Genomic DNA, 22,713 nt, shown 5'->3' on the forward strand with positions numbered 1-22,713 from the left:
ATTTCATGCAGCTTTCGATGTGGACCTATCCCTGGGATGTCCAGGACTTGGGCTTGGAGATGGTCGAACGCGATCTGTTCGAGCGTGCCGGGCTCAACATGATCAGCTTGGCGACCTCCTATCATGCCGGCCGGTTCCTGCAGCCGCGCAGCCCGCGCCGCAAAGCCTATTTCCCGGAGGACGGCACGATCTACTTCAAACCAACCACCGCGCGATGGGCCGATCTCGTGATCCAGCCCAAGGTGGCGGACGTGATCACGGAAGGTGGCGACGTTCTGGCCGAACTTGTCCAACGGCGCGAGGCAGGCGGCCTCCAGGTGTCGTGCTGGACGGTCTGCCTGCACAATACCCGCCTCGGCATGCTTATCCGCAGGCCGTCACCCGCAACGCCTTTGGCGACCCCAATTATTACAATCTCTGCCCATCGCATCCGGATGCGCGCGCCTATGTCCGGGCGCTGGCCGCGGATATCACGCATACTTACAAGCCGGACAGAATCGAACTTGAAAGCCCGTCCTTCATGGGCTTTGCCCATGAATACCATCACGAGAAGGACGGTGTCGGGCTGACGCCGGAAGACGATTTCCTTCTGTCGCTGTGCTTCTGTCCGTCCTGCCTCGCGCGTGCGGCCGGTGCCGGCATCGAAGGCGAGGCGGCGCGTGAGCTCGTCAAGCAGTGGATTGCCGAGGCGTGCGAGCGCGCGGTTCCTGAACGGCGCTTTCCAGAATTTCCCGCAAGTGGCCTCGACACCTTTCTGCCCTGGCCGCAACTCCATGCCTATCTGTTGTGGCGGTTCGAGCCGGTGACCAGTCTTGTCGCCGAGCTGCGCGAGGTTGCCGACCCGGAGACACGTGTCCTCATCATCGACCTCAAAGATGGCTGGCTCGGCGGCTGCGATCTGGCAGCGCTCGGCAACGTCTGTGACGGGGCGATCCTGTGTGCCTACGACATGCAGGCCGGCGATGTCGCAGGCCTGATGGCGGCCGGCCGTACCGCGCTCGGAGCAGAGAAATGCCTCGGCGCCGGCTATCGGCTCTTCTATCCGAAAATGGCGGGCCCTGAAATCCTCGCCGCCAAGGTAAAACCGGCGCTGGCGCCTGATGTCGACGGTATCAATTTTTACAATTACGGCCTTGTTCCCGCCGCAAGACTCGATTGGGTGCGTGCAGCACGAGCTGTTTGAAGAATCGATCCGTGTGCCGCAGTCTAGCTGTCAATCCAGGTCCGGTCCTCGAACCGTGAACCTGGGAGCGGGACTGCCGGCTTTGCCGTAAGCGATCCATATGCGCCTGCCTCCCATCCTACGTCGCGTGGGCGGCAGAGCAGAAGGGTGCGGGACCGAAAAAGCCAGGTGGCGTCACATGGCAGCCGACGCCCTGTTGTCGCCGGCAGCGGAATCCGGCTTCGTGTTCGGCCTCGGGCTTATCTTTTCCCTCGGCCCCCAGAACCTCATGTTGATCCAGGCGGGGCTGACCCGCAGCCACCCCTTTACGGTCGCTTCCACCGGATACGTCTCGGAAATCGCTTTGGTGACCATGGGAATCGGCGGGCTTGGAACGCTGCTGACGCACCATCCCGCAATCTCCGGTGTGCTGCAGGCGGTATGCACCATATTCCTCGCCTGGTGGGGCGCGCGCACCTTGCTCAACATCAGCCGGAAACGCAGGACGGCGGCCGCCACAACAGGCGGCAAGTCCCGATCTCGGGCGATCGGATCGATGCTTGCCATTACCTGGCTCAATCCTCTGGTTTGGCTCGAGGCGATGTTTCTCGTCGGCGTTCTCTCGTTCAGCTACGGCAGCGAGGAACAGGCGGGGTTCGCTGCCGGGTTCCTCACAGCTTCCCCAATCAAGTTCTATGGCTGGAGCCTGGCCGGGGTGAGCCTGTCGCGCCGTTTCGACCGCCCGATCTACCGCAAGCGGATGGACGCGATCGCCGGTCTTGTTCTGATCCTGGCAGCCCTTCTCCTGGCCGCAAACATCCTGAACGGAGCTTGAGCGATGACCGTCAGACCGACTTTAGCGCCGTGTTTCGCCAGACAGCACAACGCATCGTCTTCAGCGCATATGCCGCACAAGATAGGGTTCGACCAGGGCGCGTATTTCCGCAGCGGGCGCCGCTTCTCCGGCAGCACGCATCGCCCGTTCGTAGCGCGCATAGTCGTCGACCGCGCATTCGAAATCACGGCGCGACAGCCGCTCCTTGATCAGCGCCCTGCAGACGGGTCCGGCATCCGGATAGAGGTCCAACGTCCTCAGATAAATCGAGCGCGCTTCATGGGCGTTAGTAGCCTCCAGCCTCTGGCCGATCCGCAACGCGAGATCGATCAGATCGCGACGCACTTTTTCAGCGGCGGCGAGCGACCAGAAGCTGGCTCGCTCATGCAGAAACAGCGGACCGGGGAATGCGAGGAAGAGCGCCTCCGCGTCCGGGCGCAGTCCCGCCGCCTCGCCATTGGCTGTCGTGACGGCCTTGAGCCGCGCATCCCAGTCGGCGAGGTCGACCCAGACCTTGTCCGACGCGAGGCGAAGCTTGCCTTCCCGCTGAACAATGAGGTCGATCCGCCCGAGCAGCTTGCGCAGCCGATGCAGCGCCTGCTCGCACGCCGCCCGCGCCTGGTCGCCGTCGAGGTCGGGCCACAGCCAGTCCTGAAGGGTCTCCAGCGAGCAGGTGTTGTCTTTCGAGATCGCCAGCACCCGCAGGATGTCGAGCGCCTTCGTCGGTGGCTTGGCGCCGAGATTAAGAGGGTTTCCATCGAGTTCGAGCCGAAAGCCTCCGAGAACGTGGACCTTGAGCGGCCATGGCCAGGCCGCGGGCCGCCGCTGCGGCGAGTCCAACCGGCGTTCCGCGATCAGCGACCGGCAAAGCTTGGGCTCGATGCCGCGCTCAAGCGCATCGCCGAGCAGTTCGGCGAGCAACTCCGGAACATTGAGGAGCACCATTGGCCAGCTGATGTCGCGCAGCGCCTCCATGAAGACCTTCAGCCGGTCGCCATAGTGTGAATCCCCGTCCCACAGGCTCTCCAGCGCGGCCGCGGCCAGGATGCATATCTCCGTACGCTTGCGGGCGCCGCCCTCCAGCCGCGGTAGCAGGTCCCTGAGTAGCGCGGCGGCTTCGTGCGGCTTCCTGTCGGCCAGCAGCACCTGGAACTTCGTGATATAGTGCGCCCAGCGCTCGACCATCGGCTCGTTGGCGGCCTCGCTCGCTGCCATGAAGCGCTCGCAATCCTGATAGGCGGCCGCGAAATCGCCTTGCCTGCCATGAAGCGTAGCGTAGCAATTGGCTACGATGGCGACCTGCGTGCTGAAACGGCTGTCGGCGATCTCGGCCAGGCGCTCGACCACCTGGGGCAACTCGGCAAAGTCGTTGCGGAACTTCATCTGCATCTGAAGATGATAGAGGCCACCGAACTCCACGCCCTTGAGCGACTCGCGCTCACCGATCGCGATCGCCCCCCGCAACGCCGCTTCGGCCGAAGGATAGGGAAAACCCCTCCTCTTGTAGGGAAAATAACGGCCGCTCTTGGCGCCAAACTCGACCAGCCACATACCGAGGACCCAAGGCAGCACCTCCTTGTCGCTCAAATCCTCGACAACGCTGTCGACGGCCTTCGTGAACAAATCGGCCCGCATGATCGATACCGAATGCTCGATCAGGGATTCGCTGGCAAGCAGCCGCAATCCGCTCGGATCGTGATCGGGATTCCGGGTCAACCGCTCCAGCAGTTCGGTTTCCAGCTGTTGTCCGGCCGGGCTGTTGGCATAGTACTCGTCGCCGAAATTCAGCGCCCGCACCATGCCGATGCGCACCAGCATCGCTTCCTCGGAAGGCAGTTCCGGCAGGCCGCGCTCGATGATTTCGAATGCCCGGCGGGTCCAGGCCGAAAGACCCTCGTAGGTTCGCCAACTGTCCGACTTGACCAGAACCGCGCGCGACACCGTAAGACAAAGCCCGCGCCGATCGTCGGCCTGGCCAAAGGCATGCCAGGCCTTTGACAGCCAGTGCTCTGCCGCTGCGTCATCCGGCATGTGGGCCACGCCCAGCCAATAGAAATGCCAGCCGTTCATGAACGCTTCCGGCAACCGGCCGACCCATTCGATAAAGGTTGTCCGATGTCCCTGCGCCAGCACGGCCTCCGCCCGGCTCAGCATGAGCTCGCTCGCCCGGCCCCAGTCCTCTGCCTGCAAGGCGAGGTGTATGGCTTCGTCATAACGACCGGCGTCCGCGAGGACCTTTGCCGCCCTTTGTTTGAGCGACTTCTGCTCTTCTGGCGGCACACGCTGCGCGAAGCGTCGGTCGAGGAAGTCCCGCAAGAGGTCGTGCAGGTGGAAGACGTCGCGGCTGTTTTCCGTTCGCGTGACCAGCAACTGCCGCTTGTAGAGCCTGCCGAGCAGCTTTCCCGCTTCGCCCGACCCGATCATCACGTCCGCCAGTTCGGCGCTGATTTCGGGCAGCAGATTGAGTTTCAGCAGCATATCCTGGTCGGCGGCGGGAAGGGAAAGGAAGAAATGACGGCCGAGAACGTCCGACAGCGCGTTCTGCCCGCCGGGTGCTGTCCCTTTCATGTCGTCAGGTCCAACCGCCGAGCCGTGGTCAGCGAGGAGAAGCAGCCCGATCGCCCAGCCGCGTGCCGCTTCGACATCGACTGAAGCGGCGCCGTGCTTTGAACGCAGCTTGACGAAGTCGCGGGCCTCCGATGCCGAGAATTCGAGCGCCCAGCGGTCGATAACGGCCATTTGGCCTTTGAGAACGAGGTCGCCCAGTTCCTCCTGAGGCAGCGTGCGTGAGACGCAGATGCAGCGGACCGTGTCAGGAAGTTCTCGGAACATCACGGAAAGCACCGCCCGGAATTCGGGCGTGTCGGCGTCGTGCAAATCGTCGAGGACCAGAATGGTGCCGGGCTTCAGCCGCGCGAAATAGGCCCTGAAGAAGCGCCTGGCGAACTCCTTCGGCTGCTCGGCATATTCGACGCCGAAGACCGGCATGTTCCCAACCGCGGGGGAGGCGAGTGACTGCGCCAGATATTGAAAGAAGCGCGCAATATCTTGGTCGCCCTCGTCGATGCGGAACCACACATGCTGCGCCCGGACGCTTTCGAGATAGTCGATGACCGCGGTCGTCTTGCCGTAGCCGGCCGGCGCGGCCACCCAGCATATGGTTGATCGCGATGTCCGATCGATCGCCGCGAGAATGCGGTTTCGCCTCAATATCCTGGCGCTGCGCGGCGCCGCCAGCTTGGCGATCCGACCAGTGCCCGAGAGCGGACGTCTCGCATCGGCTTCGATGGCGTCTAGGGCGGTCATGGGCGCTCCCGCTCGACCAATCCTCGGACGCCGGTCGTGCCGCCATGACCATTCCGTCGCCCAGATTGGCCTTAGCGTAGCGCAATCATGCGACAATTCGAAGGGGCTTCGCAGTGAAGCGGCAATGGCTGATTCTAGGCGTCGACTGGATGCCTGCGCGATCGCGAAATCAGGACGCGGAGGAGAGGGATTGGGCGACCGGTTGATCCCGCGCTCGGTCTTCGACCAAATGCGGTAGAATATCAGGTCATTGTAATTCCCTGATTCGCGAGATCATGGGCTGCTTGGCAGTTCTTTCCAAACTCACGAGCTCATCGTGTGCGCGGCAGCATCCTCGCACATCGGTACGGTCACCTAGTTTCCCCGCAGCTGATTTTCCAGTTTTCGCGAGCTTGCCTAGTTTTCAATCATGCGACCTTCTACGCCTTCCTTCTGGACAGCCATACGATAACCGGTGACCCGCAGCAGACATTAGGAACGGCAGAGACGCGCTATTACCGGACTTTGTACGGCTCGGCGGCGCACGCTTGGGCGCGGACATCGTTCGAGCAAAGTTAAGTCTCGTAGTAGTGAAGCTCGAGCAACAGGCACCCGGTTTGCGACCGGAACGGACCGTGATAGACGCCAGGCGGCCGGCAAGCGTAGGTGTTCGGGGCAAAACTCAGCGACGGCTCTTCGCCTGAAGATCCGCCGACGATGAGATCTCCCGATAAGAGATAGATCTCTTCCCAGTATTCATGCACGAACGGCACCGTCGTATAGGCGCCCGGCGCAAACCTCAGCAGCCGCGTGCGGTGCCCGGTCTTGCCCGCGTCGTCAAGCCGGCCGGCAAGGATCTTCTGCTCGATGTCGGGCGGGTAACCAGGCGGCGAATGCCAGCCCTCCCCGGTCATGTCGATCGTGTGAAATTCCTTGTGCTCCTTGCGGATCGGCATGGCAAACCCTCACGCGGCAACCAGAGCGGCGCGGTCGACTTCATCTTCCAGCGAATAGCTGTCGAGCATGTGGTCGACGAGCTGGGTACAGCGGTCCCAGTCGAAGGTACGGAAGCTGTGCCCCTTGGTCACGAAGGTGGCGCCGGCATAGAACATCTCGTATTGCGTGTGGCGCGAGGCGAACTCTGAGCCGATCGCATCCCAAGCCAGCTTGAAGAATTTTACCCGGCCCTTCGACGAACTGACCGGCGATTGCTGTGTCTTTTCGATCAGACTGCACAGCTCCGGATCGGCGAAATCCTGGATTGAAGACGGCAGCATGATCAGCCCGCCGCCCGCCAGGTCACGCAAGGCGAGGATTACCCCGGCATAGAGTTGCTGCGTCAGCACTTGAGCCGAATAGAGCGTATGCGCGTCGGGCACGAAATACGCGCCATACATGCGGCCCTTCACCTCCATGGCGTGTACCAACGCGTCGACCATGGTGTTCTGCGCTGCAAGCACTCCCAGCATCTCGCGCACCTGCGGAAAGTTAATGACGCCGTTGGTCTCGGCGATGCGCCGGGCGATGCCGACAAGGAAGCGCATCTTCACCATCAGGCGGATCTGCGCCTGGTAGTTCTGGAAGACATGCGCCGGCGTGGCATGGAACTGCCGTTGGCACATGGCGATGTCCCCGTTGATGAAGACGCGCTCCCAGGGAACTTTCACATTGTCGAAGTAGAGCACGGCATCGTTCTCGTCGAAGCGGCTGGCCAGTGGATTATCGAAGACACTGGCGGCGCTCTCCTCGTAGGATTTGCGCGACAGGATCTTTAGCCCGCCGGCATTCATCGGCACGGCGAAGGACACAGCATAGGGCTCGTCGCCCTCACGCAGCGGCTGGATGCAGGTGACGAACACCTCGTTTGCCATGATGCCGCCGGTCGCCAGCATCTTGGCGCCGCGGATTGTCAGGCCTGCTGCGTCCTGGTCGACGACGCCGGCGGTGAGGAAGCGGTCTTGCTGCTCACCCGCGGACTTCGAGCGGTCGGCCTGTGGATTGATGATGACGTAGGTGAGATACAGTTCGTTGTCTCGGGCGTAGCGGTAATAATCGGCGAGTGCCCCGGCTCGCGTCTTGTCATAGGCCTCGAAGACCTCGATCCCCATGAACATGCCGGAAATGCAGGAGGCGACATGGTCTGGGGCGCGGCCAAGAAAGCCATAGTGAAGCTCCGTCCAGGCTTCCAGCGCCGTGCGGCGTTCGACGAGCTCGGCATGGCTGCGCGGCAACTGCCAGATGCGATTGGCCCGCTGCCCGCCGCTTTCGGGAACTTCAAAGGTCATCAGCGCCCGGTTATCCGGCCGCGCCTGGAAGTCGTAGAGCATGCCGACCGACCGGATCGTCTGACGGAAGGCGGGATGCGCGGTGACGTCGCCGGCCGTCTGCCCGTTGATATAGACCTGCCTGCCGTCTCTCAGCATCTCGATATGCTGCGCTCCAGTCTTGATCATCTTACCCTCCGCGATCAGTAGTGGATGTCGAGCGGCCAAAGCGGCGCCGCAAACTCCGTTGGCTGCAGTGATGCGTAGCGCCCCTTGCCGAAAACCAGCGGTTGCCGGTCGGCGAAGGACCGAAAATGCTTAACCCTGGCGATGAACAGCACGTGGTCGCCGGCTTCGTGCCTAGCCCACGGCTCGCAGTCGAACAGCGCCGCCGCGCCGGGCAGCACCGGGGCGCCAGAGCGGCCTTGCTCGAACCGCATCCCCTCCCACTTGTTGGAAAGCGGCTTGGCGAAGCGGTTGGAAATGTCCTTCTGGTTTTCCGAGAGGACGTTGACCGTGTAACTGGCGGCATTCTCCCAGAGCGGTAGGCCGGCTGAACGACGGTCGATGCTGAACAGTACGAGAGGTGGATCGAGAGACAGCGAGTTGAACGAGCTGATCGTCATGCCGAGCTGCTCGCCATCGGCCACACAGGTGACGACGCAGACGCCGGTCGGAAACTGTCCCAGCGCCTGGCGGAACGCGCGCACGTCGAAAGCCGTTTCCCTGTGGATGATCATGCCCGGCCCTTTCGGCACCGATCTGTTAAATCACGATAATCAATTCACCAATTCCGTTGACCAACTGCCATGCGAACGCCGCGGCCTTCCCTTACTGCGCCGCCACCGCCGGACTGCGCTCGGTTGCAACCGAACCCCAGCCTGCCGCGATCGGCAGCCGCAACGCGACGAGCGTCCGCGCCAGATGCTGGGCGACGGCTGCGGCCGCCTGTTCGGGCTGTCCGTGGCGTATGCCCTCGACGATCGCTGCGTGCTCGGCAAGCACGCTGTCGCCGCGTCCGCCGGAGATTGTGATAGCGCGCACGCCCATCCGCAACTGGCGGTCCCGTAGGCTCTCATAGAAGTCGGCGAGCACCGGATTGCCGGCGGCGCGCACGATCGTACGATGAAAGTCCCGGTCACATTCGATAAACGCAACGGTGTCGTGCTGCACCTCCACCTGCCGGGCGATCAGCCTGTCGAGTTCCGTCGCAAGCATGTCGCCGAAGCCGGCCGCCTGCCGCGCGCACCACTCTTCCACCAAGCCGCGCGCCTGCATCACCGCTTCGATCTCCGTCTCGGTGATCGGCGGTACATAGGCGCCCTTTTTCGGCACGATCTGCAGGAGGCCGTCTGCTTCGAGCCTCAACAGCGCCTCGCGCACCGGCGTCCGCGACGTTCCCGTCTCGCGGCAGACCTCAGCCTCGGTAAGGAACGTGCCCTCGCGGCTAGGCAAGTTCAGCACATGCTGCTTCAGCCAGCGGTAGACGACGTCCTGCGCAGCATCGGCGCGTTGACCTATGGCAGGGCGTTGTGATTGATAAGGGTTTGACATAGACAGATTGTATACATGTTGTCGACCATAAGATCAAGCTAATTTTCGACCCGGCTGCGCCGATCGTAAAGTCAAGAATGGCGCTGCCTTCACACTCCGATGTCAGCTCAGACCGCAAGATTTCCATCCGGGCCTGTTGCATCTGGGTAACCAAGTGTCGGCCTTTCCACTAGTTTCCGGCAGCTGATCTCCTAGTTTTCGCGAGCTTTGGCTAGTTTCAATCATTACGACATTTCGTAGTGGCTTCGCAGATGAAGCGACAATGGCCGATTCCCTGGGGGTGCGGACCTCGATGTCTGCGTAACCGGAAATCAGGAAGCAGACGGGGCCGAATTGCGAGAGGCAATGGCCGACCGGTGAATCCCGCACTCCATCTTCGACAGTCCGCTCCAGCGGCCCGCGCGCGGATTGTCCGCGCTGCCGCACTGGACCGTGCAGGGCGCGCAGCCGATCGAGAGGTAGCCTTTTTCGAGGAGCGGGTGCCGCGGAAGCTCATAGCGATCGAGATAGGCCTCGATCTGCCGGCGGGTGAAGCGGGCAAGCGGATCGATCTTCAAGCGCCCGCCAGTCTCCTCGAGCGTCGGAACATCCGCGCGAATCCCGCCATGATATCGCTTGCGGCCGGAAATCCAGGCCTTGAAACCAGTCAGAGCATTTTCGAGCGGCAGAACCTTGCGGATGTGGCAGCACCGGTCCGGATCGCGGCGGTGCAGCGATCCAGCGCCGTCGAGCATTCGCAAGACATTCGCCTGAGGCGTGACGACGCGCAGATCGGTGAGGCCGAGCAGAGCCGTCAGCTGCGCGCGATAGGCGATCGTTTCCGGAAACAGCTTTCCGGTATCGAGCGTGATGACAGGAAGCGATCGGTCGATCGAAGCCGCCATATGCAGCAGCACCGCGGATTCCGCGCCGAACGAGGACACGAGCGCTATGTTTCCACAAAACAGGTCGGTGACGAGCGGCGCCAGCAGCTCGGGCCCGTCGACATGGTTCAGCTCTGCGATGACGGCGTCATACATGGCGGTTCGGCCGATCAAAAACGGTGGTGGCGTGATAAAGCCGCATCATAGCGTCGCCACGAAATCGAGGATCGCCTGGCGATCGGTCTCGTCCAGGTCGAAGAAGCGGTCGCGCACAATCTGCGCCGTGCCGCGATGGGCGAAGACGGCATCGCGCAGCGTGGTCGCGCGGCCGTCGTGCAGGTAACGTTGGCGCAGGCCGATGCCGACAAGCGGTGTGGTCCGCCATTCGGCGCCGATGGCGTCGCCCTGGACGATCTTATCATCGAGCGCCGGCCCCATGTCGTGCAGCAAAAGGTCGGAGTAGAGCTGGACTTCGCCGTTGACACCCTCCAGCGCCGGCATGTGGCATTTGGCGCAACCGACCGAGGCGAAAAGCCGTCCGCCATGGCTGCCGAGCATCGCGCTTTGGCTCGATGAAGGTGATGCGGCCCGGAAGGTCGCCGAGAACGGGATCATCGCGCCATAGGCCAGGGCCGCCGACAGAGCCACCCCAACGAAACCAACGCCGATCAGCCGCCAGGCGCCGCCGGCCTCTCCGAGCCGGCCGACCCGGGTGGTAATGCCGAGCGCAATCATCACCATGAGGAACAGGAACTGGTCGACGTCGAGGATGACGCGGCGCAGTTGCGGATTGAGGGTGATCTCCGAATTGAGCATCACCACGCCGATAAACGCGACGATGAACCACGGGAACGGGATCGGCGCGGCCTCTTGCGCCTTGTTACGGCTGCGAAACACCAGGCTGGCGGCCAGCAGAAGCGGGACGAGCATCAGCACTTTGCTGAGCTTGACCAGTGTGGCGGTGTTCAGCGCGTCGTCGGAAATGGCGAAGGAGGCGCCGTAGACCTGCGCCAGCTCGAAAATGCTCGCCCCGACAAACACGCCATAGAGGCGGTCGTCCAGATGCGGCAGCCAACCGCCCAGGAACAAGACCGGATAGGCGAGCAACGCCACGGTGCCGCTCAGCGTGATCAAGGCGATGGCGATGCCGGCACTCTGGTCACGCGCACGCACCAGCGCGGCCATGGAGAGGATCGCCGCAGCGCCGCAGACGGCGCTGCCGACCGCGACAAGCAGCGCGACCTCGGCGTCGAGCCTGAACAGCTTGCGCGCGATGGCATAGAGCAGCGTCAGCACCAGTATCAGCTCGATGGCCGCCACCGCGAGCGGCATGAATCCCAGGTCCAGGAACAGCCGCGTCGTGATACGGAAGCCGACCAGCACCACAGCGAGCCGCAACAGGTAGCGCTTAGTGAAGTCGAGCCCCGGCCGCAAGGCGTCCGGACAGGCGAAGCTGCTGCCGATCAGCAGCCCGAAGAGCATGGCGACGAGGACCGGGTTGCGCGACAGCGGCTCGCCCAGGCCGCCGGCGATCCAGCCGGCCGCAAGGGCGAGTGCCGCGGCAACGATGACACCGGGCAAGACCGGGCGCGCTTTTTCCGGCGCATGGGAGAGCGTCACGGCGAGGCTCATGGCTTTGCCCCATCGGGCAGGCGGAGCGCTCGCAGATAGGAGGCGACCGCGTCGACCTGCGCGGAATCGCCTTCGATCGGCTGCATACCCGTCTCGGGCCCGGTCGCGCTGGTGACGCCGAGTTCGTTTGCGAAAGCGTTCGCCACCATATCTTCGAGGGTGGCTATATCAGCCTTCCAGCCGTATCGGCCGACCCGCGATGCGCCTTGGGCGTCGACGACATGATGCGCGCGGCCTTTGATGCCGTCGCCCTTGCTGACCGCCTGCGCTTCGATGACGCTGTCGGGTATCTCGTCGATCCTGGCAATCCCGTAGAGAGCGAGCGGCATGCGCAGCGAAATTACGTTGGCCTGGCGCGGCATCGCCGCCGGCACGGTCTTCATGCCATCGCGCAACGCATGGCTTCTGGCGACCGGACTGTTGGGATGATCGATCGCAACCGTGCGCCCGGACCCCGGATCCATATGGGCTATCCTGCGCGCAAAGTGGCTTTCATCAATGCTCGCGCCGCCGGGGCCGGGATGGCAGGCCACGCAGGACGTTGCGTTGAACAAGGGGCCGAGACCCATCTGCGGGGTGAAGTCGGTCTGAAACAGCTGCTTTCCATGCACTGCGACGTTGGCGTCGGCGGCAGCGCTCTGCGTCTTCTGCGTCGCTGCCGCCGCGCCGTGCTCGTCGAAGACCCCAACTTCGATGAGCGCCCCTTCGTGACCCGGAAATCCCGGAGCCGCGCCGCCTATCGTTATCCAGATTCGCTGTGCGTCCGCCGACGTCGCGATCGCGCGAACGCGATCGGCTCCGAGAGGCCCGAGGCCGGGAATCTCGATCGTCGCCCGGGCGAGAAGCCGGCCGTCCTGGCTCAACCGCAGCAACGAGCCGTCGCCGCGATTGGCGACAAACAGATCGGATCCGCCGGCGAGCGTCGTGTGGCTCGAAAATTGCGGATTGGCGATTTCGGGGATCGCGGCGGCGACGTCGACCGGACGATCGAATTCCGGCAGCGAGATCGTGCGGGTCCTGGCGACCGTGAAATGCCGCCGGTCGTCCTCCAGGTCAAGCAGCACCAGCCGGTCACGGCCCGGATCGGCGATGTAGAGAGCGCGGTCCGGGTTCCACTTGAAGGCGACGCCGATGACGCCGGGGTCGTCGCCGATGCCGTGGCCGGCGCTCACCGTGCCCCGGCCGGTGCTTACCGTGCCCTGGCCGGTGCTTACCGTGCCCTGGCCGGTGCTTACCGTGCCCTGGCCGGTGCTTACCGTGCCCTGGCCGGCGCTCACCGTGCCGGGGCCGGCCAGGCCGTCGACGCCATCCTGGACATGGATTTGAACCACGCCACCATCCGCCGTGACGGCGGCGAACACGGCAAAGCCGCTGCCGTCCGGCGACGGACCGAGAAACGCCGTTCCGAGCGCGCCCGCCTGCATTCCGCCTGGGGTCAGCTGGCCGCTTGCCCGATAATTCAGCAGCTTGCCAAGCCAGCCGCTGGGCTGTGCTTTCGGCATATGCTCGCGATCGGTATGCCGGCCGGCGAACACGCCGCCGGCCTCGCGGCTTGGCGCGTTTGCGAGCGGCGCACCGTCAGGGTCGACGACCGTGACGCTGCCCTCGCCAGCCACCCCGTTCGGCGCGTTGGCGATCCAGGGCCTTCCGAAGGCGTTGTTGATCGAAATATATCGCGGTCCAGACGCGGCTGCGAGGCGCGCGGTTCGAGCCCCGGCATTGTACCGCTGGTTGAGGAACCGTTCACTCTGTGCCGTGTAGAGCTGAACCCTCCCGTCTCCATTGTTGAGCTCTTGCGGAACGATAATGGTGCCACCGGACTTGCCCGCGTGCGGATCGATGGACAGGATCGCCCCGACCTCAAGTGCTGGATCGCCCGGCGGTGCGCCGAAATTGCTGCCCACGGCGACGAGAACCCTGAGCGGATCGAGCACCCGCCCTTCGCGCGTCGCCATCAGGAATTCCGGATTTCCCGGTATCGGCCCGCCGACATGAAAGCGGCCCACCTCGCGCACGCCGGCCACGTCGGGCAGCCCGACGGCGACGATTCGAGCGCTCAGGCGCCAATCGGGGGTCTGGTCCCCAGCGAACCCCGAAGCCGGCAGCAGGCTGAGAAATATCGCCGCTGCCCTCAAGATGTTTCGGCGAGCAGAAAAACCCGACAGCACGGACCAGTCCCTGGGCCGACGGGCTCCGACGAAATCCGTAAGGGTCACTGCACGGCGTTTTCGCATCGCGACTCTCCCGCGGTCCCAAGCGCACGGTGACGCTTGTCACTCACAGCGCCATCATAGGGCAGGTGCGCTTACGGATCGCTTACGCATGCGCCATGGCTCGAGCTATTCGCCTTACCGTTGCGAGCTGTCGTTTGCTGCTGTGCCTGAGTCTCGGCGATGTAACCGGCGCGAACAGCCAATCGCTCAATTGGACGGAGCGCTCTCGAGTCGTTGTCGCGGCTCGCTACTACTTGCGACAAAGTTGCGCCAGCCGCCGAAGGCCGAGATATCGGCTGCAGCCGACAGTCCGGCGGTCTCGGCCAGAAAGCCCTTGGCCGACGTGCCGTCGGCGAGTTCGACTGTCCCTATCCTTCGGCGTTCCGGTCATCGACGGCGTCGGCGCGGCGGTCAAGCAAGCCGAGGCACTCGTCGCGCTTGGCCTGTCGACGTCCAAGCGCGGCGCCTATGCAAAGCCGCTCGCAAAGCCCTATCGTGGCGCATTGAAATCCTTCGCCCCCGGTTCTGTTGCCGCCGAGTGATCGCAATGCGCCGAACGATCAGAACGCTCGCACTTGAAGAAGTGGAAATCCTTGTCGACTGGGCGGCAGCGGAGGGCTGGAATCCCGGCCTCGGCGATGCCGTGGCGTTCCAGGCAGCGGATCCCGAGGGCTTCATCGGCGCTTTCGTCGATGGCGAGATGGTCGCCGGCATTTCGGCTGTGGCCTATGGCGGCGGTTTCGGCTTCATCGGCCTCTACATCTGTCGGCCGGACAGGCGCGGCGAGGGCCATGGCAAGGCGGTCTGGGACGCCGGCATGGCGCGGCTCGGCAACCGCACGATCGGCCTCGATGGCGTCGTCGAACAGCAGGCCAACTATCGCAGCATGGGTTTTGCGCCGGTCCACCGGACGATCCGGTTCGTTGGAGCGCCGAATGTCCCGGCAGCCACCGACAGCGGCATTTGCGTCATAGGCCCAGAACTCATCGCGGATGTCCTGGACTATGACCGCCGATTCTTTCCGGCTTCGAGGCGATCCTTCCTGGACCACTGGCTGCGCCCGCCGCACATGGCGCTTGCGATCGTCAAGGATGGCGCGATCGAGGGATATGGCGTCGCGCGCCAGTGCCGGGAGGGCTGCAAGATCGGCCCGCTTTTTTCCAACAACCTTGATGCGGCAAGCCGTCTCTTCGCCGCACTCGCCAATGCCTCCGGACCCGGAAATATCCACCTCGATGTTCCCGAGACCAATAGGCATTTCGTAGCTCGGCTGACGTCGGCCGGCCTTCAACCGGGTTTCGAAACGGCTCGAATGTACAAGGGAAAAGCGCCGCAGCTCGCGCAGTCCGGCGTCTTTGCGATAACGACCTTGGAGCTTGGTTGAGACGTCGACTAGCGCCCCTCATCCAGCCGGTCGCGCAGGATGCTTAGCGGAAGCAGCATGTTTGGCGCATGCCGCATCAGGCCATGGAGCGGGATCGGCGACGGCGGCGCAAACGGCAGCGGCAAATCCTGCGGCTTTGTTCCATCAGCCCAATCCGCAAGGACCTTGCCCATGCTCGTCGTCATGGCAATGCCACGTCCGTTGCAGGCAAAGCCCGCGATCAGGCCAGGCCCGAGATCCACAAGGTGCGGCAGGAAGTCGGGCTCGACGGCGGCCATCCCCGACCAGCTGTAGGCGAGTGGTGGGATTTCCGGGAGATCGAGGTGTTTTGCAAGCCGGCGCCAGATCGCATGCGGCACCCGCGCGTCGGCGCCGGGACCAAGACTATGCATGCCGCCGGTTATCAGCCGGTTTTCGCTATCGAAGCGGAAGGTGAAAAGATTGCGCCTGGTGTCGCCGACGCCTTGCCCGCCTGGAAGCAGGTAAGTGCGGTATTCGCGCGGCAGCGGAGCCGTCGCGATCTGGAAGATTTTCAGAGGAAAGTAGGTTCGCTGCAGCGCGCGGTGCAGCGACCCGCCATAGGCGTTGGTGGCAATCAGCACCTTTCCGGCACGCACCGAACCCGATTCCGTCTTCAAAGCCCAGCCATCCCCGTCGCCGTCGATCAATGCAACGCGCGTATGCTCGAAGATGCGGGCTCCGGCCTTTTCCGCCGCGTCAGCGAGCCCGCGCGCATATTCGACCGGATTGAGGACACCGCCCGACCGGTCCATCCAGCCGCCGGGATAACCCCGAATGCCGGTCAGATCTTCGGTTTCCTGCCTGTCCAGCGTAACGGTCGGTCTTCCGCGCCTTGCCCATTGTTCGGCACGCAATCTGGTTTTTTCGAGAGCGGCCTGTGAATGGGCCGGTTGTATCCATCCGCTCTGGACTGCGTCGCATTCGATGCGGTGCCGTCTGATCAGGTCGAAGACGAGGTCGGCGCTGCCGGTGGCGAACTCGACAAGGCGTTCGCCGCGTGCGGGTCCGAGCTGGGCAATGATATCGTCGGGGTCTCTTTTCGCGAAATTCGGCACGACGAAGCCGGCATTCCTGCCGGTCGCGCCCCAGGCGATGATTTCCGCTTCGAGGACGGCGACCGAGATGCCTTTTTCGGCGGTATGCAGCGCGGTGGAAAGGCCTGAGAACCCGCCGCCGACAATCGCCAGGTCGACATCGAGTGCGCCTTCGAGGGTAGGCCGGTCACGGCGATTGCGGTTGACGGCGTGCCAGAGGGAAACGCCGGAAGACCCGGCAACCTCGATCATGACGCTGTTCCGCTCTCACCCGTAGCCACTCGGACACGCTTGCTGAATCTTGGCCGCCACGGCCTGTCGCCAAACAGGCCGTTCGGCCTGACCAGAAGAATGACGCACAGTATCACGCCGATGGCGACGATCTGCAGCGAGGCGGCGCGGGCCTGCTGTTCCGGCGAAAACAACACGCTCGTTAAGGCTCCCGATCCGGCCCATATCGCCCAGACCAGGATGCTGCCGATGACGGCGCCGATGTTGCTGCCCGAGCCGCCGACGATCAGCATCACCCAGACCTGGAAAGTCAGCGCCGGCAAATAATTGTCCGGAGCGATGAAGCCGGTGAAATGCGCCTGCAACGCGCCGGCCAGTGCCATGATGGCACCGCCCACGGCAAAGGCCTGAACGCGGTAGAAGCGTGCGCTTTTCCCCAGGGATATCGCTGCCCGCTCATCCTCGCGAAGCGCCTTCAACACGCGCCCCCACGGGCTGCGCGACAGATGCTCCAGCGCGAGATAGACGATCAGCGTCACCACCGAAACGACGGCAAGGTTCGACAGGTTGAACAGCAAAGGCGTTTCGGCGAGGCCGCCGAAAGGACGCGGAATGAAGCCGATGCCGAACGGGCCGCCCGTCAGCTTCTGGGCATTAAGCGCCACCAGCTGCACGACGACGGCAACGCCGAAGGTGGTGATCGCCAGATAGTCCGATCTCAGGCGCAGCGTGGCAATGCCGGTAATCGCGGCGGCGATGCCGCCCACCAGCATGGCGCCGAGCCAGCCGACAAGGATCGGCAGGCCGAAGCCGCCCAGGCGCGCAGCATCGTCGGGCGTGGTCAGCAGTGCCGACGTGTAGGCGCCGATGGCAACGAAGCCCGCGAGTCCGACATTGAAAAGGCCGGTGAGCCCCCATTGCAGGTTGAGCCCGAGCGTGACGAGCGAAAAGATCAATGCGGTCGTCAGGAAGAAAGCGCCATAGCCGAGCAGATCCATCAGCGTTCCCTCACTCCGAAAAGGCCGATAGGCCGCACGAACAGCACGGTCATCAGGATGATGAAGGAGACAGCAGCGCGCCATTCGGCGCCGACCAACTGCACTGCGCCGGCTTCGGCCATACCGATGATCAATCCGCCGAGAACAGCGCCAGGCACGCTGCCGATGCCGCCGAGGATGGCGGCCGCGAACATCGGCAGCAGCATGTCGAAACCCATGAACGGGCGGATCTGAATGAGAATGCCGATCATCACGCCGGCGACGCAGGCTAGCGCTCCGCCAATGATCCAGGTGACGCGCACGATCTTGGCGACGTTGATGCCGACAATGCGCGCCAAGGCCGCATTCTGGCTCAGTGCCTGCATGGAACGGCCGGTCTGCGTGCGGGTCATCAACAGATGCACGCCGAGCACGAGCACGGCGGTCAGCAGCAGCAGCGCGATCTGGTCGGGAGTGACGCGAATGCCGAGGCCGACCGGCATGGCGATCTGGATGGCCCGGCTGAAATAGGTCGGACGCGAGGTGAAGATGAATTCGAGCAGGCTTCTCAGCGCCATCGAGGCGCCGAAGCTCGCCATCACCACAATGATCGCCTGGCCCTTGGCCCGCAGCCGCGCGAAAAGCATCATGTCGAGCAGCAGCGCCAGCAGGCCGGTGATCGCCATGCCGACGATTACCGCGGCGATCAGCGGCCAGCCGAAGGACAGGGGAGCCATCGGCGCGATCTTGCCGAACATCGCGCCGATGGCGCCGACGACGGCGAGCGTCGCATAGGCGCCCCAGGCCATGAAGTCGCCATGCGCGAAGTTCGAGAAGCGCAGGATCGAATAGGTGAGCGTCACGCCGATGGCGCCGAGACCGATCATCGAACCTGCCAGCAGTCCGTCGACGACAAATTGCAGGTTCATGCCGCGCTTCCTTTGCCCGAGTGCCGGTCTCTTCCGGGATCGAGACGGCGCTGACCAAGATAGAGTTCGGCGACGACCGGATCGTTCCAGAGCTCGGAGGCGACGCCCTCGTGCCGGTCCTTGCCCTCGACCAGCACATAGGCGCGATCGCCGATGGCAAGTGCTGCCTTGGCGTTCTGTTCGACCAGCAGAATGGTGACGCCGGTTTCGCGTATACCGGCCAGCATCTCGAATACCGTCGACACGAATTTCGGCGACAGGCCGGCCGACGGCTCGTCGAGCACCAGCACCTTGGGATGAACGATCAATGCCCGGGCAACGGCCAGCATCTGCCGCTGCCCGCCCGAGAGATTTCCGGCGGCGGTTCTGCGCTGACGGACGAGGTCGGGAAAGGCCGCATACATTTCCTCGATGCGGGCAGGGGTCTCGCGCGGCATCAGGATGCCGCAGGCAACCTTCAGATTGTCCTCGACTGACATCAAGGGGAAGATGTTTTCGGTCTGCGGCACGAAGGCAAGGCCGAGGCGGACCATGATATGGGCGGGCGCCGCGGTGATATCCTTGCCGTCCAGCAGGACCGTGCCGCCGGTGATCGGGACAAGGCCGGCGATCGCCTTGATCAAGGTCGACTTGCCGGCGCCGTTGGGGCCGAGAACGACAACGATCTCGCCCTTGTCGACGGTGATTGAGGCGCCGCGCAGGATCGGGACGCCTGGCTCGTAGCCGGCTTCGAGATCGCGGACATCGAGAACCGTTTGGCTCATGCCGCGCCTCCGAGATAGGCCTCGATGACGCGCGGATCGCGTGCCACCTCATCGGGCGTGCCTTCGCACAGGAGCTGGCCGCTCGCCATGACTAGCACCCGGTGGCAGAGCCGCGTCACCATGTCGATATTGTGCTCGATCAGCAGGAAAGTGATGCCGCGGGCGTTGATGTCGCGGATGCGATCGATGATGACTTCGAGCAACGTCGCGTTGACGCCGGCCGCCGGTTCGTCGAGCAGGATGATCGCCGGGTCGGCCATCATGACGCGGGCGAGTTCGAGCAGCTTGCGCTGGCCACCGGAAAGCACACGCGCCGGCTCGTGCGCCAGGCGGGCGAGCGTGACGAGTTCGAGCAGCTCGATGGCTTTCGTCTCGGCCGCCCGCTCCTCGGCGGCGACCCGCCGTGGCGTCAGGAAATTGGCGAGCAGCCTTTCCCCGGCCTGCCTCTGCGCGGCCAGCATGACGTTTTCGATCAGCGTCAGGTTGGGCAAGGGCCGGGGGATCTGGAATGTGCGGCCAAGGCCGCGGCCGATGCGGCGATGCGCTGCCTCTCCCGACACCAGTGTGCCGTTGAGAAGGATGTCGCCACTGGTCGGCAGGATGCTGCCGGCCAGCAGGTCGAACATCGTCGTCTTCCCGGCGCCGTTCGGGCCGATGAGGCCGAGTATTTCACCCGGCTGGACGTCGAACGAGACATTGTTGACCGCGACGAGGCCGCCGAAGCGCCGGACGACGTTTCTGGCCGTCAGAACCGGCGTACGGGTGTCCGCCCGCTGTTGTGCGATTGTGTCACTCATGGAACCCTCGGGCCGAAAGCGATCGTCGCCGCCTTCTGGTTTGATTTGTGATCACACTTGCTTTGATCACGCTATTCGGCTTTAATTTCTTCCGCAAGCCGAAAACGGGCCAAGACCGGGACTGCCCATGCAGAAGGCCGTCATCGAAAAGAACAACGAGGTGGTCGCAGCCCAGCTTACGCCGGTCGGCCGCGAAACCGTGCAGGATCGCGTCTATTCGGAGTTGCGCCGGGCCTTGATCGGCGGTCTTTTCGAGCCGAGCCAGGTTTTGACGATCCGCGGCCTCGCCGACGCGCTGGTCACCAGCACCATGCCGGTGCGTGAGGCGCTCGGACGGCTGATCACGGAAAAGGCGCTGGAGGCGCTTCCCAACCGTTCCGTGCGCGTGCCGCCGATCACGCTGGAGCGTATCGACGATCTCTTGCGCGCCCGCTCCCTGATCGAGGGCGAAGCGATCGCGCTGGCTGCCACGCGCATGAATCCGCGCCAGATTGCTTCGGTCGAAGCCATGCTCGGCGAGTGGGACGAGATGCGGGCGCTGAAGCACAAAAAGGATATCGACCGCGAGGCGACGCTCAACCAGAGCTTCCACTTTGAGATCTACCGTTGCTGCGGCTCCGCCGTGTTGATCCCGATGATCGAGAGCCTGTGGCTACAATCCGGACCCTGTATCCGCGTCGCCATCTACGCCTTTTCGGATGCCGGCGAGGTAGATACCGCCCACTATCACCGCAGCATTGTCGCAGCGCTTGCAAGGCAGGATGCCCAAGCGGCGCGCGAGGCGCTGGTGGCCGACATCAGCCGGCCCTTCGCTTTCCTGCGCGACAAGCTTCAATCCGCCAATAGGAAAGATTGAGGGCATGACGCTTGCCATCAGCATCGCCGAGCCACGCTCAAAGCTGTCCGTGACGGCGCTTCTGTTGCCTGAAAAGGCGCCCGAGAACGCTGCTTTCCTGCTGGCCTATCTCGAGCAGCCGCGCGTCGTTGCCGGCATCCATGCGATGTGGACAGGGCCGGAAATCTCCTGCCCGGTTCCATCAGCGGATATTGAGGGCCAAGCCTATACCAGGCCGTTGCCGGCGGAGAATGCAACGTTGACGCCGCAGCCGGGCGACATCGTGCTATCCTACGTGCCGCCGCGCATGTGGGGCGGCAGTCCGAATGCGATATTCGACATCGGCCTGTTTTATGGCCAGGGTGCGCGTCTGCTGTTCCCGATCGGCTGGCTCGCCGGAAGCGTGGTCGCGCAGGTGCGTCCCGAGGAGCGCGACCGGTTCGCCGTCGCCTGCGGCGTGATCCGCCGCAACGGCGCTTGCGAAATCACCTTCACCCGGGTGGGGATCTGAATGGCTGAGAGCGACGACAGTTTCGAACTTTTCGACCTTCGCGTCGAGGCGGTTATCCCCGAGGGCAAGCCGATCTATTGCGGCGCCAAATCAGGCGATTATTTCGAGCTCAAGGGCGAGATGCTGTCGATGCCTTCGGGGCAGGGTTTTTCGATCTATTCGATATCAGCTGTGTTGCCGCTGCTCGCGGCAAAACAGCGCCCAACCCACAGGAACGACTGGATGACGTCGGATGCCGAGATCGCCTGTCCCGATCCCAATTGCGCCAGCCGGCTGAGGATCATCAGGACTGGGAAGCGGCGGTTCAGCCATGCCGAGACCACGGCGGTGCCGCTGCCGAAGGAGAATGACCAGAGATGACCGAAAAGTCCTTCGAGCTCAGCCCGGGCTATACGATCTCGCGCGTCATTCGCGGCGGCTGGCAGCTTGCCGGCGGACACGGCGCAATCGACCGCGAACAGGCGGTGACCGACCTGATCGCCACCTTCGACGCCGGCATCAGGACCTATGATTGCGCCGATATCTATACCGGCGTCGAGGAACTGATCGGTGCGGCTCGGCTGCGGCTGGCCAGTGAGCGTGGTCTCGACGCCGCCACCAAAATGAAGGTGCACACCAAGCTGGTGCCTGACTTGGAAAGGCTTGCGAATATCAGCCGCGACTATGTGAGAGGCATCGTCGACCAGTCGCTGCGGCGGCTGAAGACCGAACGGCTCGATCTCGTGCAGTTCCACTGGTGGGATTATGCAGTGCCCGGTTACGTCGATGCGATGGGCTGGCTCAACGACCTCCGCCTGGAGGGCAAGGTGCGCAACGTCGGCGCCACCAATTTCGACACGCCGCATTTGGCCGAGATCCTAGCGGCCGGCGTGCCGCTGGTCAGCCAGCAGCTGCAATATTCCGTGCTCGATCAGCGGCCGGCCAACAGCCTTGCAACACTTGCCAGCCAGAACGGCGTCAGTCTCCTCTGCTACGGTTCGGTGGCGGGCGGCTTCCTCAGCGAGAGATGGCTTGATGTCGCCGAGCCGCAGACGCCGCCGCTCGAAAACCGGTCGCTGGTCAAATACAAGCTAATCATCGATGATTTCGGCGGCTGGGATCTCTTCCAGGAACTGCTGGGGGCATTGAAGGCGGTCGCCGACCGCCACGGCGTCGACATCGCCACCATCGCCAGCGCCTGGGTGCTGGAGCAGCCGCAAGTGGCGGCCGTCATCGTCGGCGCTCGCAACCAGGCGCACGCCCTTGCCAATGCCGGGATCTTGGACGTCGCGCTCGATGCCGAGGACCGGGCGCGGATCGCCGCAGTGATCGCGCAAAGCAGCGGGCCTCTGGGCGACGTCTATACATTGGAGCGCGACCGGCACGGTCGCCATGGCTCGATTATGCACTACAATTTGAACGCCGGAAGAAAATGAGCTCGGC

Annotated in this window: 20 protein-coding genes and 2 pseudogenes; 8 read left to right on the forward strand and 14 right to left on the reverse strand. The window is 63.8% G+C overall.

What is annotated here, in order from left to right; translation table 11 throughout:
• Window positions 1–5: 5 nt before the first annotated feature.
• Both ACWTU7_RS14885 and ACWTU7_RS14890 read left to right on the forward strand, forming a co-directional pair.
• Window positions 6–1,183: pseudogene (locus ACWTU7_RS14885) on the forward strand (hypothetical protein).
• A 178-nt stretch (window positions 1,184–1,361) separates the two neighbouring features.
• Window positions 1,362–1,997, forward strand: coding sequence for a LysE/ArgO family amino acid transporter (locus tag ACWTU7_RS14890; protein ID WP_455838948.1), 636 nt, complete (start codon window positions 1,362–1,364; stop codon window positions 1,995–1,997).
• A gap of 60 nt (window positions 1,998–2,057) precedes the next feature.
• On the opposite strand, the gene ACWTU7_RS14895 is transcribed toward ACWTU7_RS14890, so the two are convergent.
• The 9 genes from ACWTU7_RS14895 to ACWTU7_RS14935 all read right to left on the reverse strand — a co-directional run bounded on the left by ACWTU7_RS14895 (window position 2,058) and on the right by ACWTU7_RS14935 (window position 14,180).
• Complete coding sequence (locus ACWTU7_RS14895; protein ID WP_455838949.1) at window positions 2,058–5,303, reverse strand: hypothetical protein; 3,246 nt, start codon at window positions 5,301–5,303, stop codon at window positions 2,058–2,060.
• 554 nt (window positions 5,304–5,857) lie between these two features.
• Window positions 5,858–6,238 carry a cupin gene (locus ACWTU7_RS14900; protein ID WP_455838950.1) on the reverse strand — a complete coding sequence of 127 codons (381 nt, stop codon included), beginning with the start codon at window positions 6,236–6,238 and terminating at the stop codon, window positions 5,858–5,860.
• 9 nt (window positions 6,239–6,247) lie between these two features.
• Window positions 6,248–7,735, reverse strand: a complete 1,488-nt coding sequence (locus tag ACWTU7_RS14905) for a 4-hydroxyphenylacetate 3-hydroxylase family protein (RefSeq protein ID WP_455838951.1) — start codon at window positions 7,733–7,735, stop codon at window positions 6,248–6,250.
• A 14-nt stretch (window positions 7,736–7,749) separates the two neighbouring features.
• The gene (locus ACWTU7_RS14910) at window positions 7,750–8,286 is read right to left on the reverse strand and encodes a flavin reductase family protein (protein ID WP_455838952.1); all 537 of its coding nucleotides are present in this window, start codon (window positions 8,284–8,286) and stop codon (window positions 7,750–7,752) included.
• A 91-nt stretch (window positions 8,287–8,377) separates the two neighbouring features.
• A complete protein-coding gene (locus ACWTU7_RS14915; protein ID WP_127210322.1) occupies window positions 8,378–9,100 on the reverse strand; it encodes a GntR family transcriptional regulator in 723 nt (240 codons plus the stop codon).
• A 311-nt stretch (window positions 9,101–9,411) separates the two neighbouring features.
• Window positions 9,412–10,119, reverse strand: a complete 708-nt coding sequence (locus ACWTU7_RS14920) for a phosphoadenylyl-sulfate reductase (protein WP_455838953.1) — start codon at window positions 10,117–10,119, stop codon at window positions 9,412–9,414.
• A gap of 45 nt (window positions 10,120–10,164) precedes the next feature.
• Window positions 10,165–11,595: a putative sulfate exporter family transporter gene (locus ACWTU7_RS14925; RefSeq protein ID WP_455838954.1), complete on the reverse strand. Its 1,431-nt coding sequence runs from the start codon at window positions 11,593–11,595 to the stop codon at window positions 10,165–10,167.
• Window positions 11,592–13,829 (reverse strand): hypothetical protein, encoded by a 2,238-nt coding sequence (locus tag ACWTU7_RS14930; RefSeq protein WP_455838955.1) that lies wholly within the window; start codon window positions 13,827–13,829, stop codon window positions 11,592–11,594. The genes ACWTU7_RS14925 and ACWTU7_RS14930 overlap by 4 nt, the downstream gene beginning before the upstream one ends.
• A gap of 186 nt (window positions 13,830–14,015) precedes the next feature.
• Window positions 14,016–14,180: an allophanate hydrolase-related protein gene (locus ACWTU7_RS14935; RefSeq protein WP_455839033.1), complete on the reverse strand. Its 165-nt coding sequence runs from the start codon at window positions 14,178–14,180 to the stop codon at window positions 14,016–14,018.
• Here ACWTU7_RS14935 and ACWTU7_RS14940 point away from each other — a divergent pair.
• Both ACWTU7_RS14940 and ACWTU7_RS14945 read left to right on the forward strand, forming a co-directional pair.
• Window positions 14,180–14,350 (forward strand): annotated as a pseudogene (locus ACWTU7_RS14940) (aspartate/glutamate racemase family protein); the annotation flags it as partial. The gene ACWTU7_RS14935 and the pseudogene ACWTU7_RS14940 overlap by 1 nt on opposite strands.
• Window positions 14,351–14,355: 5 nt before the next feature.
• Window positions 14,356–15,192: a GNAT family N-acetyltransferase gene (locus ACWTU7_RS14945; protein WP_455838956.1), complete on the forward strand. Its 837-nt coding sequence runs from the start codon at window positions 14,356–14,358 to the stop codon at window positions 15,190–15,192.
• An 8-nt stretch (window positions 15,193–15,200) separates the two neighbouring features.
• Here the strand turns inward: ACWTU7_RS14945 and ACWTU7_RS14950 are convergent, their stop codons facing one another.
• The 5 genes from ACWTU7_RS14950 to ACWTU7_RS14970 are packed head-to-tail and all read right to left on the reverse strand — an operon-like array spanning window position 15,201 to window position 19,945.
• Window positions 15,201–16,499 (reverse strand): NAD(P)/FAD-dependent oxidoreductase, encoded by a 1,299-nt coding sequence (locus ACWTU7_RS14950; RefSeq protein ID WP_455838957.1) that lies wholly within the window; start codon window positions 16,497–16,499, stop codon window positions 15,201–15,203.
• The gene (locus ACWTU7_RS14955) at window positions 16,496–17,479 is read right to left on the reverse strand and encodes a branched-chain amino acid ABC transporter permease (RefSeq protein WP_455839034.1); all 984 of its coding nucleotides are present in this window, start codon (window positions 17,477–17,479) and stop codon (window positions 16,496–16,498) included. Before ACWTU7_RS14955 ends, ACWTU7_RS14950 begins: the two co-directional genes overlap by 4 nt.
• On the reverse strand, window positions 17,476–18,384 hold the full coding sequence (locus ACWTU7_RS14960; protein WP_455838958.1) for a branched-chain amino acid ABC transporter permease: 909 nt from the start codon (window positions 18,382–18,384) through the stop codon (window positions 17,476–17,478). The genes ACWTU7_RS14955 and ACWTU7_RS14960 overlap by 4 nt, the downstream gene beginning before the upstream one ends.
• On the reverse strand, window positions 18,381–19,148 hold the full coding sequence (locus ACWTU7_RS14965; protein WP_455838959.1) for a branched-chain amino acid ABC transporter ATP-binding protein: 768 nt from the start codon (window positions 19,146–19,148) through the stop codon (window positions 18,381–18,383). Before ACWTU7_RS14965 ends, ACWTU7_RS14960 begins: the two co-directional genes overlap by 4 nt.
• Window positions 19,145–19,945, reverse strand: a complete 801-nt coding sequence (locus tag ACWTU7_RS14970; RefSeq protein WP_455838960.1) for an ABC transporter ATP-binding protein — start codon at window positions 19,943–19,945, stop codon at window positions 19,145–19,147. Before ACWTU7_RS14970 ends, ACWTU7_RS14965 begins: the two co-directional genes overlap by 4 nt.
• 127 nt (window positions 19,946–20,072) lie before the next feature.
• On the opposite strand from ACWTU7_RS14970, the gene ACWTU7_RS14975 reads away from it, so the two are divergent.
• From ACWTU7_RS14975 to ACWTU7_RS14990, 4 genes are read left to right on the forward strand one after another with little or no spacing between them, the layout of a single operon-like run.
• Window positions 20,073–20,801: a GntR family transcriptional regulator gene (locus ACWTU7_RS14975; protein ID WP_455838961.1), complete on the forward strand. Its 729-nt coding sequence runs from the start codon at window positions 20,073–20,075 to the stop codon at window positions 20,799–20,801.
• A 4-nt stretch (window positions 20,802–20,805) separates the two neighbouring features.
• On the forward strand, window positions 20,806–21,291 hold the full coding sequence (locus tag ACWTU7_RS14980) for a DUF3830 family protein (protein ID WP_455838962.1): 486 nt from the start codon (window positions 20,806–20,808) through the stop codon (window positions 21,289–21,291).
• The gene (locus tag ACWTU7_RS14985; protein WP_287094276.1) at window positions 21,292–21,651 is read left to right on the forward strand and encodes a TIGR04076 family protein; all 360 of its coding nucleotides are present in this window, start codon (window positions 21,292–21,294) and stop codon (window positions 21,649–21,651) included.
• Window positions 21,648–22,706, forward strand: coding sequence for an aldo/keto reductase (locus tag ACWTU7_RS14990; RefSeq protein ID WP_455838963.1), 1,059 nt, complete (start codon window positions 21,648–21,650; stop codon window positions 22,704–22,706). Before ACWTU7_RS14985 ends, ACWTU7_RS14990 begins: the two co-directional genes overlap by 4 nt.
• The last annotated feature ends 7 nt before the right edge of the window (window positions 22,707–22,713 follow it).

It is taken from the genome of Mesorhizobium sp. BHscii (assembly GCF_053848065.1).